The organism is Bradyrhizobium sp. STM 3843 (assembly GCF_000239815.1).
GTDB lineage: Bacteria > Pseudomonadota > Alphaproteobacteria > Rhizobiales > Xanthobacteraceae > Bradyrhizobium.
Genome location: NZ_CAFK01000338.1, coordinates 1 through 13,222 on the forward strand (window position 1 = coordinate 1; position 13,222 = coordinate 13,222).

Genomic DNA, 13,222 nt, shown 5'->3' on the forward strand with positions numbered 1-13,222 from the left:
GGCTATAGAGCGGACAATTGTCCCCCTTCAGTGATGACAGGAATAGGCGCGGTCGCGCCTCACCGTGCCGTAGGATATGCCATGAAAGCCGACATTCACCCGAATTATCATACGATTACCGTCGTGATGACCGACGGAACCGAATACCAGACCCGCTCGACCTGGGGCAAAGAGGGCGACAAGCTCAACCTCGATATCGACCCGAAATCGCACCCGGCCTGGACCGGCGGCACCCAGCAGATCATGGATCGCGGCGGCCGCGTGTCGCGTTTCCAGAAGAAGTTCCAGGGCTTCCTCAAGAAGGATTGATCCTTCTCGGGCCGCTGCCGCTGCGGGGCTTGTTTGGACCGGAAATGCAAAACGCCCCCGATGTCGGGGGCGTTTTTGTTTGGGCTTGATCTCTGACCGCGCCGAACGGCGCGGGGCCAGCTTTACTGCTCGAAGGCGGCCTTGAGCCGGTTGAGATGCGGCACCAGCGGGTTGCCGATCGCGCTCTGGTCCGCCGGCGTGTGGATCGAGCTGTCGAGGCGACGGACGCGGGCCTGCAGGCTCATCGAGCGGGAGATCAGGTCCTGCAGCTGCTGCGGCAGCTTCTCCAAGAGGTCGGTCGGGCCAGGATCGGCGGCCGTGAGCTTCACCTTGGTCTTCTCACGATTGGCCTGGCTCAAGGTCATCTCGCCTTCCTTCACCGCCCGGTGCAACAGCAACCAGGAAGCGAGCTGCATCAGGCGGGTGGTGAGCCGCATGCTCTCGGTGGCGTAGGTCAGGCTGACCGCACGGTCGAGCGCCTTGGCCTCGGTGCGGCCGATGCCGTCGAGATAGGCCGCGGTCTCCTCGACCAGATCCATGCCTTCGCGAAACAGAGTCCCGAATGCAGCGGAATTGGTGAGCCGCTCGTTGAACTGAACAAGAGCGCCATCGCCCTGCAAACGGTCAGACATGGTTAACGCCTCTTACGCGACTGTTTACGAACAACCGGCTTGCCTCGCCGGTATGATAAACAAATCATTGCGCGGGTCGTTGCCAGAGTCCAGCAGCAAGACGGAATATGGTTTCCGTGAAGTGGGAGTGTGCTCTGCAGCGTGCACACACAGCGCCCGTCATAGCTGAGGCAAAAAAAGAGCCGCCGTTTCCGGCGGCTTTGAAAGTTGATAACAGGGAGGCGTCAAACAGAGTGGACAGGAGCCACTCGGTGTCCAAACGAGGACAGTCCGGTTATAAAGGCGAAAGCTTAATCAACCGTAAATAGCGCGAAAAATTCAGGCTTCGTTAGCCATGTCGGCCATTGGCCGAGCACATTTGCGCCTTCACATTTACGATTTGAAGATGTTGTTCGCCGCGTCGCGCGAGGCACGCTTTTTTGCAACCGCCTGCTGCAGCCGTTCGATCTCGCCCTGCAGCAACGATATCCGCGCGGTCAGCTCCTCGACCGAGAGGATCGACAGATCCTGACCGATCTCGTGCGAGACCGCCTTGCGCGGCCGCTCGTCATCTTCGCCTGCCATCCTTGATCCTCCTTCCGGTTGCCAGCCGCAGCCCGGCTGGCTAAGCAGCTTGATAAGGATTCCCGCCGTCGCGAAGGACATCTCATGGAACAGCTGCCCGCGCAAATGACCGTCGTCGCCATCAGCAAGCCCGGCGGTCCCGAGGTGCTCAAGCCGGAAACCCGCCCCGTGCCGAAACCGGGCCCCGGCGAGATCCTGATCAAGGTGAAGGCCGCGGGCGTCAACCGCCCCGATGTGGCGCAGCGCTCCGGCAGCTACCCGCCACCGCCCGGCGCCAGCGACCTGCCGGGACTTGAAGTGGCCGGCGAGGTGGTGGCGCTTGGCGAAGGCGCGACGAGGCACAAGCTCGGCGACATCGTGATGTCGCTGGTCGCCGGTGGCGGCTACGCCGAATATTGCATCGCCCAGGACGGCCAGGCGATGGCGGTGCCGCCCTCGTTGTCGGTGCTCCAGGCCGGCGCATTGCCGGAAACCCTGATGACGGTCTGGCACAATGTGTTCGAGCGCGGCGCGCTCAAATCCGGCCAGACGCTGCTGGTCCATGGCGGCTCGTCGGGAATCGGCACCATGGCGATCCAGCTCGGCAAGGCCTTTGGTGCGACGGTCATCGTCACCGTCGGCGGGGCCGACAAGGCCGAGGCCTGTCTCAAGCTCGGCGCCGACCATGCGATTAACTATAAGACCGACGATTTCGTCGCCGCGACCAAGGCGGCGACCGGCGGCAAGGGCGCCGACGTGATCCTCGATATGGTCGGCGGCGACTATATCGAGCGCAACTATGACGCCGCGGCAACCGACGGCCGCATCGTCCAGATCGCCTTCCTGGGCGGCCCGAAGGCGACCGTTAATTTCGCCAAGCTGATGGTGAAGCGGCTCGTCCACACGGGCTCGACCCTGCGGCCCCGTAGCAATGCGGAGAAAGCGGCGATGGTCGCGGCGATCGAGCAGAAAGTGATGCCGTTTTTGCGCGAGGGTCGCATCAAGCCGCTGATGGATTCGAGCTTCCCGCTCGCGGATGCCGCCAAAGCACACGCACGCATGGAGACCAGTCAACATATTGGCAAAATTGTGTTGGAAGTCTAGGCGAACTCTAAACAGAGTGTGTGTGGAAACCCTTTGATTTTCCACGCTTTCGTGGCAATGATCGCGCAATCCTAAGGACATTGCCATCCCTTCCGGCTGCGCTTTCGGTTTGACCTGTTTCGCTTTGGATTGGCGTCGAACGCGGAGATTTGACATTGCATCTCATCAGGTGCCTTGCGTCGCTTGCGCTGGGCCTCGTGATTGCTGTTGCCGCAGCCCCTGCGCATGCCGTCGACGCGGTCAGCGTCCGCGGTGACGCGCCTGCGATCGACCTCACCGGCATTCTTGAACATCAGAAGAGCGAAGGCGATCGCATCCAGGTGTCGACGGCGCCCGGCACCGACGGCATCGTTCGCCGCATCGAGGTGCGGGCGCGCGAGGGCGGCCAAAACTGGGTCGTGTTCGCGCTGGCCAACAACACCGACGACCAGCTCGACCGTCTGATCGTCGCCCCGCATTATCGCGTGGTCGGCTCGGGCGTGTTCTGGCCGGATCTCGGCCTCTCCCGCATCGCCACCATCACGCCCTCGATCGGCGATCTGCCGGAGCGGCAGGAAAGCCCGACCGCGGACGTCTTCCGCGTCACCCTCGATCCCGGCTCCGTCGTCACCTTCGTTGCGGAGCTGCGCACCGACAAGCTGCCGCAGCTCTATCTGTGGGAGCCCGAGGCCTACAAAGACAAGGTCAACTCGTTCACGCTGTACCAGGGCATCGTGATCGGCATCTCCGGACTTCTTGCACTCGTCCTCACCATTCTGTTCGTGGTCAAGGGCAGCATCATGTTCCCGGCGGCCGCCGCGCTGGCCTGGGCGGTGCTGGTCTATATCGGCGTCGATTTCGGCTTCTGGGGCAAGGTGCTCGATATGTCGAACAACGCCGAGCGCGTCTGGCGCGCCTCGGGCGAGGCCATCCTGGCCGCCACCCTGCTCGTCTTCCTGTTCGCCTATCTCAATCTGTCGCGCTGGCATGTGCGCTATTCGCACATTACGGTGGGCTGGCTGTTCTTCCTGGGTTCGCTGGTCGCGGTCGCGCTGTTCGATCCGGCCGTGGCCTCCGGCATCGCGCGCATGTCGCTGCTGTTGATCGCGGTCGCCGGCTTTACGCTGATCGTCTATCTCTCCAGCCACGGCTTCGACCGCGCGGTGCTGTTGATTCCGACCTGGTTCCTGCTGACGGTCTGGGTCGGCGCCGCCGGCATGACGGTCGCGGGCTCCGTCACCAACGACATCGTCGGCCCGGCCCTGCTCGGCGGCCTCGTGCTGATCGTGATGCTGATCGGATTCACGGTCATGCAGCACGCCTTTGCCGGCGGCGGCGCCACCACCGGCATCGTCTCCGACGTCGAGCGCCGCGCGCTGGCCCTGACCGGATCGGGCGACCTGATCTGGGACTGGGACGTCTCTGCCGACAAGGTGTTCACCAGCCCCGAGACCGAGCATCTGCTCGGACTGAAGCGCGGCACGCTCGAAGGGCCGGCGGCGAAGTGGCTCGAAGTGCTGCACCCGCTCGACCAGGACCGCTTCCGCGCCGCGCTCGACAGCGTGCTCGATCAGCGCCGCGGTCGCCTGGTGCAGGATTTCCGCCTGCGCACGCCCGACGGCCATTTCATGTGGTTCGCGCTCAAAGCGCGGCCCGTGGTCGGCTCCGACGGCGAGGTCTCGCGCGTGGTCGGCACACTGACCGACGTGACGGAGTTCAAGAATGCCGAGGAGCGCATGCTCCACGACTCCGTGCATGACAATCTGACCGGGCTCCCCAACCGCAAGCTGTTCATCGACCGCCTGGCCGCCGTCGCGAACTTCGGCAAGACCATGCCGAACCTGCGACCGACCCTGATGGTGATCGATCTCGATCGCTTCAAGCAGGTCAACGATTCCGTCGGCATCGCGGTCGGCGATTCCATCCTGCTGACCCTCGCACGACGGCTGTCCCGCATCCTCAAACCGCAGGACACCCTCGCACGGCTTGCCGGCGATCAGTTCGGCCTGATCCTGCTCTCCGAACAGGATCCCGCGCGCATCACCGCCTTTGCCGAAACCATCCGCAAGACCGTCCGCGCGCCGATCGCCTTCAACGAGCGGGAGATCTTCCTCACCGCTTCGATCGGGCTTGCACTGTCCGACCCGCAGGTTCAGCTCTCGGAAGACATCATCAAGGATGCCGAGCTTGCGATGTATCACTCCAAGCGGATCGGCGGCGACCGTATCGACGTCTACAAGCCGGCGATGCGTGCGCGCAAGAACGACCGCCTGACGCTCGAGAGCGAGCTGCGCCGTTCGATCGAGCGCCAGGAGATCACCATCCTCTATCAGCCGATCGTGCGGCTGGAGGATCGCTCGATCGCCGGCTTCGAAGCACTGGCGCGCTGGGATCATCCCAAGCTCGGCCGGATGTCGCCGATCGAGTTCATCACCATCGCCGAGGAGATCGGCCTGATCGTCGATCTCGGCACCTTCGTGCTCGACCAGACCGCGCGACAGCTCAGCATCTGGCAGCGCGCGATGCGCTCGCGCGATCCGCTGTTCGCCAGCGTCAACGTCTCCTCGCGGCAGCTGTTGCGCCACGATTTGATCCACGACGTCCGCTCGGTGCTGGCGCGCTCCTCGGTGGCGCGCGGCTCGCTGAAGCTGGAACTGACGGAATCGCTGGTCATGGAGAATCCGGAGCATGCCGCGCAGATGCTGACCCGCATCCGCGAGCTCGGCGTCGGGCTGTCGATCGACGATTTCGGCACTGGCCATTCCTCGCTCGCCTATCTGCAGCGCTTCCCGTTCGATACGCTGAAGATCGATCAGTCCTTCGTGCGCACCACGACCCGCGGCACGCGTCCGGTGATCCTGAAATCGATCATCGCGCTGGCGCATGATCTCGGCATGGACGTCGTCGCCGAAGGCGCGGAAACGGATTCCGATGCGGTCGAGCTCTATCAGCTCGGCTGCGAATTCGCGCAGGGCTATGCCTTCGGCGAGCCGATGGACGCCGATACCGCGATGCGGCTGCTGACCGAAGTGCGGCTGGAGGCGGCGAGCTGAGCACCGGAGCGGGATAAGCATCGCCATCGCCAACACTCTGCTCTCCGTTCGTAGATGGCCAGGCTGACTACTTGACCTGCCCATCCGCGAGCACGCGCGGGTGAGAGACGTAAGTGCCCCAACTATCAACTAAGCCCTCCGTCGTCACCGCCGGTTCAGCCGGGCGATGACGGCTGAGTATCAAGCGCGGCCATTCCTCTTCCAGCCAGATACATGCATTCCAATCAGATACGTGTTCGCGATCTCGCGACGCGTTTCGCGTCCGAGCCTTGAATTTCATCATCCCTCTTCGAAAGAGAGGGCGCAGGGAAGACCGGGTATCGACTGATACCCGCGGCCCCCGTGCGAACAAAATGCACGGGGCAGGAACCACAGGCTCAGCCGGATAGCGCCGGCCTTCCCTGCGCAATGGCCTTAACGGCTGCTCCGCGTTCTCCCCGGTGCTCCGGGCGTGTTGGCCACCGTATTGCGCATGACGCTTTCGCATCAGCGCGGCATCAGCGTCGGGATGCCAGGACCACGCGGCTTGACCGTACGCGGCGACATCGTTCGTCGGTGTGCTCGCGCACACTGCGACATCATCGCGTCCATCGCATCTCAGGCCCGACACTCGTGACGATCGCGAAGCGCCCCTCTTGGTAGGCCGAGACGCGGACAAATGTGCTCGTGATTTGCCCGACACGACAAGACGCGCAGCCTGCGACACGTTGGCACGACGGGCAATTTGCGCATGGCGGGCATATTCGAACAGCTGCTCGGAGCCGCCAGGAGACGATGAGCTGCATCATCCAGGCCGTTGGAACGGTCAACACCTCCACTGCGGAAGTGCCTTGGATCGTCCCTACCGGAAATGGCACGCCACCAGGTGGCCCGGCGCGCTTTCCTTCAGCTTCGGCACCTCCGTGCTGCAGATGTCCTTGGCGAGCGGACAGCGGCTGTGGAAGTGGCAGCCCGACGGCGGATTGATCGGGCTCGGCACTTCGCCCTTCAGGCGGATGCGCTTGCGCTTGACGGATGGGTCGGGGATCGGCACCGCCGACAGCAGCGCTTCCGTGTAGGGGTGCTTCGGCGTCGAATAGAGCTGGCGCGAGGCCGCGGTTTCGACGATGCGGCCGAGATACATCACCGCGACGCGGCGGCTGATGTGCTCGACCACCGACAGATCATGCGCGACGAACAGATAGGCAATACCGAATCTCTGCTGCAGATCCTCCAACAGGTTGATCACCTGCGCCTGAATCGACACGTCGAGCGCCGACACCGGCTCGTCGCAGATGATCAGCTTGGGCTCGACAGCCAGCGCCCGCGCGATGCCGATGCGCTGGCGCTGGCCACCGGAGAATTCGTGCGGATAGCGCGTCATGTGGTCGGCCTGCAGGCCGACGGTCTCGAGCAGGTGAACGATCCGCGCCTCATATTGCGGGCGGCTGGTGGCCAGGCCATGGATGGTCAGCGCCTCGCCGATGATGGCGCCGACCGTCATACGCGGATTGAGCGAGGCGTAAGGGTCCTGGAAGATGATCTGGATGTCGCGCCGCAGTGCGCGCAGGCGGTCGCCTGACAGCGACATCACATCCTTGCCTTCGAAGCGCAGCTCGCCGGAGCTCGGCTCGATCAGCCGCAGCACGCAGCGGCCGGTGGTCGACTTGCCGCAGCCGGATTCGCCGACCAGGCCGAAGGTCTCGCTAGGACCGATCTCGAAATTGACCCCGTCGACCGCGCGCACGCTGCCGATCTCGCGCTTCAACAGCCCGCCGCGAATCGGAAACGCCTTGGTCAGATCGCGGACGCTGAGCAGCGGCTGGGGCGCCGTCGCGTCGGTGGCGGCAAGCGCGCTCATTGCAGCAAATTCTCCTCGGCGCGGATGCAGGCCACCTTGTGGCCGGGCTCGATCTCGCGCAGTTCCGGCTGCGCCTTTCGGCAATCAGGAAGCGCGAAGCGGCAACGCGAGGCGAAGCGGCAGCCCTCCGGCGGATTGACCAGCTTGGGCACGCTGCCGGCGATGCTCTCCAGCCGCGTCTTCTTCACCGCATCGAGATCGATGCGCGGGATCGAACGGATCAGCCCCTGCGTATAGGGATGGCGCGGATTGGCAAAGAGACGATCGACCGGCGCCTCCTCGGCGACCCGGCCCGCATACATCACCACGACGCGCTGCGCGACCTCGGCGACCACGCCCATCGCGTGCGTGATCAGCATGATCGACATCCCCAGCCGCTCCTTCATGTCGAGCAGGAGATCGAGGATCTGCGCCTGGATGGTCACGTCGAGCGCGGTGGTCGGCTCGTCCGCGATCAGGAGCTTCGGATTGCAGGACAGCGCCATCGCGATCATCACGCGCTGGCGCATGCCGCCGGAGAAATGATGCGGATAGTCGTGCACGCGGCGCTGCGGATTGGGAATCTGCACCAAAGCGAGCATCTCCGCCGCCCGGTCCATCGCCGCGCGCTTCGACAGCCCCTGATGCAGCCGGATCACTTCGGCGATCTGGTCGCCGACGGTGTAGACCGGATTGAGCGAGGTCATCGGCTCCTGGAACACGATCGCGATCTCGCTGGCGCGGATCCGATTGAGCTCGGCGGTCGGCAGCGGCACCAGATCGCGGCCCTGCCACAGGATCTGGCCGCCGACGATGCGCCCCGGCGGCATCGCAATCAGCTTCAACACCGACATGGCGGTCACGGTCTTGCCGGAACCGGACTCGCCGACCACGCACAAGGTCTCGCCGCGGCCGATCGCGATATCGACGCCGTCGACCGCCTGCACCTTGCCTTCGTCGCTGTCGAAATAGGTCTTCAGCCCCTTGATCTCGAGCAGCGGAGCGACGCGGGCATCCATCACATCACCTTTCGCGGGTCGAGCGCATCGCGCAAGCCGTCGCCGATGAAGTTGATGGCGATGACGGTGAGGAAGATGGCGCCACCGGCAAACAGCGCCCAATGCGGCGCGATGTCGAGATAGTCCTTGGCGTCATAGAGCAGCCGGCCCCAGGTCGGAATATCCGGCGGGAAACCGAGGCCGAGAAACGACAGCGTCGATTCCGCGATGATCGCGGCGGCGACGTCGATCGTGCCGGCGACGATCACCGGTCCCAGCGCATTGGGCAGGATGTGGCGGACCACGAGGCGCAGATTGGAGGCGCCGAGCGCGCGCGCCGCCTCGACAAACTCCTTCTCGCGCAGCGACAGGAATTGCGCGCGGACCAGGCGCGCCACCGGCATCCAGCGGAAACCGCCGATCACCAGCACGATCAGCACGAACACGCCGCCCTCCGGCCCCAGCCAGCCTTTCAGGAAGTCGCGGAACAGGTAGATGACGAGCAGCAGCAGCGGCAGCTGCGGCAGCGACAGGAACAGGTCGGTCAGCCACATCAGCGCGGCATCGACGACGCCCCTGGAGGCGCCGGCGATGGCGCCGACGATGATTCCGAAGCACAGGCCGACCGCCATCGCCGCAAAGCCGACCGCGAGCGAGATGCGTCCACCATAGATCATGCGCGACAGCAGATCCTGGCCGAGATCGTCGGTGCCGAACGGATGATCCCAGGACGGAGACGACAGCCGCGCAGTGAAGTCGATCTCGTTGATCGGCACGCGCCAGAGCCAGGGGCCGACCAGGATCGCCAGCGCGAGCAGCGCCAGCACCAGGACGCTGAGCGCGGCAAGGCGGTGGCGAAGGAAGCGCCTGACCGCGTCGCGGCCCGGCGAGAAGCGGCGTTTGCGCGTAACCGGCGCGACAACCGCCTCAACGGAAGGAGATACGTGGGTCAAGCCAGCCATACAGGATATCGGCGATCAGGTTGAACAGGACGACCAGGCAGGCGAACACGAAGGTCACCGCCATGATCACGGGTGTGTCGTTGGCAAGAATGGCGCTGATCAGCAGCGAGCCGATGCCGGGAACGCGGAAGATCTGCTCGGTGACGATGGCGCCGCCGAACACGGTCGGCATCTGCAGCGCCACCAGCGTCACCACGGGGATCAGCGCATTGCGCACCACATGCTTGACGATGACCTTGCTCTCGTCGAGCCCCTTGGCCCGCGCCGTTGTGACATAGTCGAGCTTGATGACGTCGAGCACCGCGGAGCGGATGTAACGCGTGTAGGACGCGGCCTGGTACAGGCCGAGCACCGTGACCGGCATGATCGCCTGCTTGATGTTCTCCCAATACCAGAGCCAGCCGGTGGCGTGGATGTCAGTGCGGTAGACGAAGGGCAGCCAGCCGAGATTGACGCTGAAGATCAGGATCAACAACAGGCCGGTGAAGAAGGTCGGCAGCGAGAAGCCGATGAAGGCGAAGGTATTGGCGATCTGGTCGAAGATCGAATAGGGCCGCGTCGCCGCCAACACGCCGATTGGCAGCGCCACCGCGAGCGCCAGGAGCTGTGCGGTCCCGACCACGTAGAGCGTGGTCGGGATCCGCTGCAGGATCAGCGTGTCGACATTCACCCGGCTCGCGAACGAGAAGCCCCAATCGCCATGCACCATGGCGACGAGCCAATGCAGATATCGCACCAGGATCGGGTCATCCATGCCGAACTTGACCCGCAGCGCCTCGCGCACCTCGGGCGGAATGTTCGGATTACTGGCAAGCTCGCCGAACGGATCGCCGGGGGCGAGCGCCAGCAGCACGAACAGGATGAGGCTGATGCCGAGCAGGCTCGGCACAGCGACGATCAGGCGCCTGAGCAGGTAATTTCCCATCGCTCCCGCCTTAGAATGTTGTGGTGATCATAGTAACAGCGACAGGCGCGTCAGGTCTCGCGATACCAGCTGGCGATCTGCCAGAGGTCGTTGTCCCAGCCGCTCTTGTTGGCCACCATGCCGTTCTTCAGCCCGATGCAGTTCTTGCGGTTGATTTCGGGAAGGATGTAGTTGTCCTGAACGACGAGGTCGTTGAGCTTGACGAACATCGCCGCGCGCTTGACCGGATCGAGTTCGCTCTGCGCCTGGCGGTAGGTCTCGTCATACTCCTTGTTCTGCCAGCGCGAGACGTTGCGGCCCTGCCACTTGTTCTCCTTGTTCGCGATCTCCCATGAGACGAACTGGTTCATGAAGAATTGCGGATCCGCCTGCGGCATGGTGGTCTGGTACATCTCCATGTCGCAGTAGAAATGCGTGTAGGTGTCCGGATTGGCGGCGTCGGAGGAGAAGAACACGGAAGCGACCACCGATTTCAATTCGACCTCGATGCCGGCTTTCTGACAGGCCTGCTTGATGATGGCCTGGTTCTTCTGGCGCGGTGCATTGATCGAGGTCTGGAACACGACCTTGAGCTGCTTGCCGTCCTTCTCGCGGATGCCGGACGAATTCTTCTTCCAGCCGGCCTCCTCCAGGATCTGGTTGGCCTTCTCGATGTTGAACTCGAACTTGTTGTTCGGCGAACGGAAGCGCTCGGGGTTGTTGAGGAAGTTCGCGGTCGCGACACCGGCGCGGCCATAGATGAATTTCTGCACCGAGGCGCGGTCGATCAAGAGGTTCATCGCCTTGCGCACCGCCGGATCCGAGAACAGCGGATGCTTGGTCTTGACGCTGGCGCGCTCGCCGTCGACCTCGGTCCAGGGGTCGGTCACATTGAGCGCGATATATTCGATATGGCCGGTCACCGTGAGCTGCGCCTTGCCCTGGCCGCCCGCCTCGAGCTTGGTGAGGATCTCGTCTTCGACCTGCAAGAGATAGGCGTAGTCGTATTCGCCGGTCTGCAGCACCGCGCGCGCGGCGGACACCGCATCGCCTCCGCCCTTGACCTCGACCGTATCGAAATACGGCATGTTGGCCTGGTGATAGTCGGGATTGCGCTTGCCGGCGATGGAATCGCCGGGCTTGAAGTCGACGAACGTATAGGGCCCCGTCCCGATCGGCTTCAGATTGGCCGGCGCCTCACGCGACTTGCCGCCGATGTAATCGGCAAAGATGTGCTTGGGGATGATCTGGCCGAAGGCGGCGACGAACGGATCGGCCCAGAACGGCGTCGGCTGCGTGAAGGTGACCTTCGCCGTGTGGTCGTCGATCTTTTCGACCGACTTGATCGCCTTGTAGCTGCCGATCGAGACCGCGGCGGTGTCCGGATTGACGGCATACTGCCAGTTGAAGATGAGATCGTCAGCCGTGAAAGGCTGACCATCATGCCATTTGACGCCCGGCTTCAGCTTCCAGATCACCCAGCTGTAGTCGGCGGCGAGCCCGCCATTCTCTTTGGTCGGAATCTCGGCGGCGAGAATCGGCACCAGATTGCCGTCGGCATCCCAGCCGGCGAGCGGCTCATAGAACAGACGGCAGGCTTCCTGATCCTTGGTGCCGATCGCGAAATGCGGGTTGAGCAGGGTCGGTGCCTGCCAGAACAGCAGCTTCAGCGGCCCGCCGCCGCCTGCCTTGGTCGGCTTGTAAACGATCGGTTCGGCGGCAACGGCGACCCCGGAATGGGCCAGCATCGCACCGGCCATCGGCGCGGTCAGCCCCAGAGCGATCATCCGCTGCACAAAATCTCGGCGCGACAAGCGCCCGGATTTGACATCGGCGATCTGGTTGCGAAGGTCGCGCTCGTTCATTCAATCAACTCCAGCTGATACTGATCCAAGAAAACCTCGCGCCTCCATGCGGATGCCTGGAGCGACGCGAAATTGGATCAGCGTTCGAAGCGACTGTCAAAGCAGATTCCGGGCCAATCTCGTCAGAACGGCTTCGCTTCACGCGCGCTTCGCACCTGCAGAAGGGATTGCTGCAAAGCGTGCTCGGAAAACGGAACTAACGAGATCACGACGCCCGCGCGGCGATGACAGCGGAGGCAGCCAAATGCAGCGACGGTCCCGGATTCATTTACACCGTGCGCAGAGGCTGGCCGGCAAGTAGAGCGTGCGCGTCGCGAGGATGCTAATCAGCTATGGCCGCTTCAACTTGCGAAACCGCACGCCCTTGCCATCCGGCATGCGGGTCGCGACATAGCCGGCGTCGAGGCAGGCCTCGCGCTGCGGCATCCGTTCCTGTGGACTGCGCAGACTGTCCCACCAGGAGGCGCGCTGCGCGGCCCGTGGCAGGCTCGCACCGATGATCTCCTCGATCTGGTCGAAGCTGAGCATGAGTTCAGGACGGGTCTGCTGCTTCAGGTAATCGCGCAGCGCGTCGTACTCGTTCACCGATCCCTCGTCGTCGCCCGCGTCAGATTGCGGCGGCGACCTTATCCAAACCGATGATGCGCGCAAGCTTGCGCACTTCGTCCTTCTGGTCGTCGCGGAGCTGCCACAGCAGCGGCATCGCCGCCGATTTCAGCTGCTGCACCTCGTCGGAGTCAGGATCGATCGGCATGCTGCCGGGCTTGGGATTGCTCTGGCGCGTGGCGTGGATCTTCCGGGCCACGGCCCGCAAGGCGGTTTCCACCGCAGGCCAGTAATATTCCTGGTCAGGCGACAGCTTCAGGCGATCCTTGATGCCGGCAATCTGGCCATCGCTGAGCAGCGCATAGGCTTTCTGCACTTCCGGCTTGAGGGCCGCCACAGCGGGCTTCGGCTTCGGCGCCGCAGGCTCGGTGACCTCGGCAGGTGCAGTTGACCCGGTGATTTGGGCGGGCGCGGCCGTCTCGGCGACGTGGCCAGGCGCCGCAATCGG

At 63.9% G+C, this 13,222-nt stretch carries 12 protein-coding genes; 3 read left to right on the plus strand and 9 right to left on the minus strand.

Annotated elements, in window-relative coordinates; all coding sequences use genetic code 11:
- Positions 1–81: 81 nt before the first annotated feature.
- Positions 82–309: a 50S ribosomal protein L31 gene (gene rpmE, locus BRAS3843_RS37180; RefSeq protein WP_012046762.1), complete on the plus strand. Its 228-nt coding sequence runs from the start codon at positions 82–84 to the stop codon at positions 307–309.
- A gap of 122 nt (positions 310–431) precedes the next feature.
- On the opposite strand, the gene BRAS3843_RS37185 is transcribed toward rpmE, so the two are convergent.
- Entirely contained in the window at positions 432–941 is a 510-nt protein-coding gene (locus BRAS3843_RS37185; protein ID WP_008974450.1) for a DUF1465 family protein, read from the minus strand.
- A 372-nt stretch (positions 942–1,313) separates the two neighbouring features.
- Positions 1,314–1,505, minus strand: a complete 192-nt coding sequence (locus BRAS3843_RS37190) for a DUF1192 domain-containing protein (protein WP_008974451.1) — start codon at positions 1,503–1,505, stop codon at positions 1,314–1,316.
- An 84-nt stretch (positions 1,506–1,589) separates the two neighbouring features.
- On the opposite strand from BRAS3843_RS37190, the gene BRAS3843_RS37195 reads away from it, so the two are divergent.
- Both BRAS3843_RS37195 and BRAS3843_RS37200 read left to right on the plus strand, forming a co-directional pair.
- Positions 1,590–2,588 (plus strand): NAD(P)H-quinone oxidoreductase, encoded by a 999-nt coding sequence (locus BRAS3843_RS37195; RefSeq protein ID WP_008974452.1) that lies wholly within the window; start codon positions 1,590–1,592, stop codon positions 2,586–2,588.
- Between the two features lie 155 nt (positions 2,589–2,743).
- Positions 2,744–5,620 carry an EAL domain-containing protein gene (locus tag BRAS3843_RS37200; protein WP_008974453.1) on the plus strand — a complete coding sequence of 959 codons (2,877 nt, stop codon included), beginning with the start codon at positions 2,744–2,746 and terminating at the stop codon, positions 5,618–5,620.
- An 841-nt stretch (positions 5,621–6,461) separates the two neighbouring features.
- Here BRAS3843_RS37200 and BRAS3843_RS37205 read toward each other — a convergent pair.
- The 7 genes from BRAS3843_RS37205 to BRAS3843_RS37235 all read right to left on the minus strand — a co-directional run.
- Positions 6,462–7,460, minus strand: a complete 999-nt coding sequence (locus BRAS3843_RS37205; RefSeq protein WP_008974454.1) for a dipeptide ABC transporter ATP-binding protein — start codon at positions 7,458–7,460, stop codon at positions 6,462–6,464.
- Positions 7,457–8,458, minus strand: coding sequence for an ABC transporter ATP-binding protein (locus BRAS3843_RS37210; protein WP_175361188.1), 1,002 nt, complete (start codon positions 8,456–8,458; stop codon positions 7,457–7,459). Before BRAS3843_RS37210 ends, BRAS3843_RS37205 begins: the two co-directional genes overlap by 4 nt.
- A complete protein-coding gene (locus BRAS3843_RS37215; protein ID WP_035984088.1) occupies positions 8,458–9,399 on the minus strand; it encodes an ABC transporter permease in 942 nt (313 codons plus the stop codon). The genes BRAS3843_RS37210 and BRAS3843_RS37215 overlap by 1 nt, the downstream gene beginning before the upstream one ends.
- Positions 9,365–10,324 (minus strand): ABC transporter permease, encoded by a 960-nt coding sequence (locus BRAS3843_RS37220; RefSeq protein ID WP_008974457.1) that lies wholly within the window; start codon positions 10,322–10,324, stop codon positions 9,365–9,367. The genes BRAS3843_RS37215 and BRAS3843_RS37220 overlap by 35 nt, the downstream gene beginning before the upstream one ends.
- 50 nt (positions 10,325–10,374) lie before the next feature.
- Positions 10,375–12,168: a peptide ABC transporter substrate-binding protein gene (locus BRAS3843_RS37225; RefSeq protein ID WP_008974458.1), complete on the minus strand. Its 1,794-nt coding sequence runs from the start codon at positions 12,166–12,168 to the stop codon at positions 10,375–10,377.
- A 330-nt stretch (positions 12,169–12,498) separates the two neighbouring features.
- Positions 12,499–12,753: a hypothetical protein gene (locus BRAS3843_RS37230; protein WP_008974459.1), complete on the minus strand. Its 255-nt coding sequence runs from the start codon at positions 12,751–12,753 to the stop codon at positions 12,499–12,501.
- Positions 12,754–12,775: 22 nt separating this feature from the next.
- Positions 12,776–13,222, minus strand: a 447-nt coding sequence (locus BRAS3843_RS37235; protein ID WP_050886600.1) for a hypothetical protein, incomplete at its 5' end; no start/stop codon positions are given.

Bases quoted from the DNA above. Each gene is read 5' to 3' on its own strand.
- rpmE (WP_012046762.1), top strand. From the start codon at position 82: ATGAAAGCCGACATTCACCCGAATTATCATACGATTACCGTCGTGATG.
- BRAS3843_RS37185 (WP_008974450.1), bottom strand. From the start codon at position 941: ATGTCTGACCGTTTGCAGGGCGATGGCGCTCTTGTTCAGTTCAACGAG.
- BRAS3843_RS37190 (WP_008974451.1), bottom strand. From the start codon at position 1,505: ATGGCAGGCGAAGATGACGAGCGGCCGCGCAAGGCGGTCTCGCACGAG.
- BRAS3843_RS37195 (WP_008974452.1), top strand. From the start codon at position 1,590: ATGGAACAGCTGCCCGCGCAAATGACCGTCGTCGCCATCAGCAAGCCC.
- BRAS3843_RS37205 (WP_008974454.1), bottom strand. From the start codon at position 7,460: ATGAGCGCGCTTGCCGCCACCGACGCGACGGCGCCCCAGCCGCTGCTC.
- BRAS3843_RS37210 (WP_175361188.1), bottom strand. From the start codon at position 8,458: ATGGATGCCCGCGTCGCTCCGCTGCTCGAGATCAAGGGGCTGAAGACC.
- BRAS3843_RS37215 (WP_035984088.1), bottom strand. From the start codon at position 9,399: ATGGCTGGCTTGACCCACGTATCTCCTTCCGTTGAGGCGGTTGTCGCG.
- BRAS3843_RS37220 (WP_008974457.1), bottom strand. From the start codon at position 10,324: ATGGGAAATTACCTGCTCAGGCGCCTGATCGTCGCTGTGCCGAGCCTG.
- BRAS3843_RS37225 (WP_008974458.1), bottom strand. From the start codon at position 12,168: ATGAACGAGCGCGACCTTCGCAACCAGATCGCCGATGTCAAATCCGGG.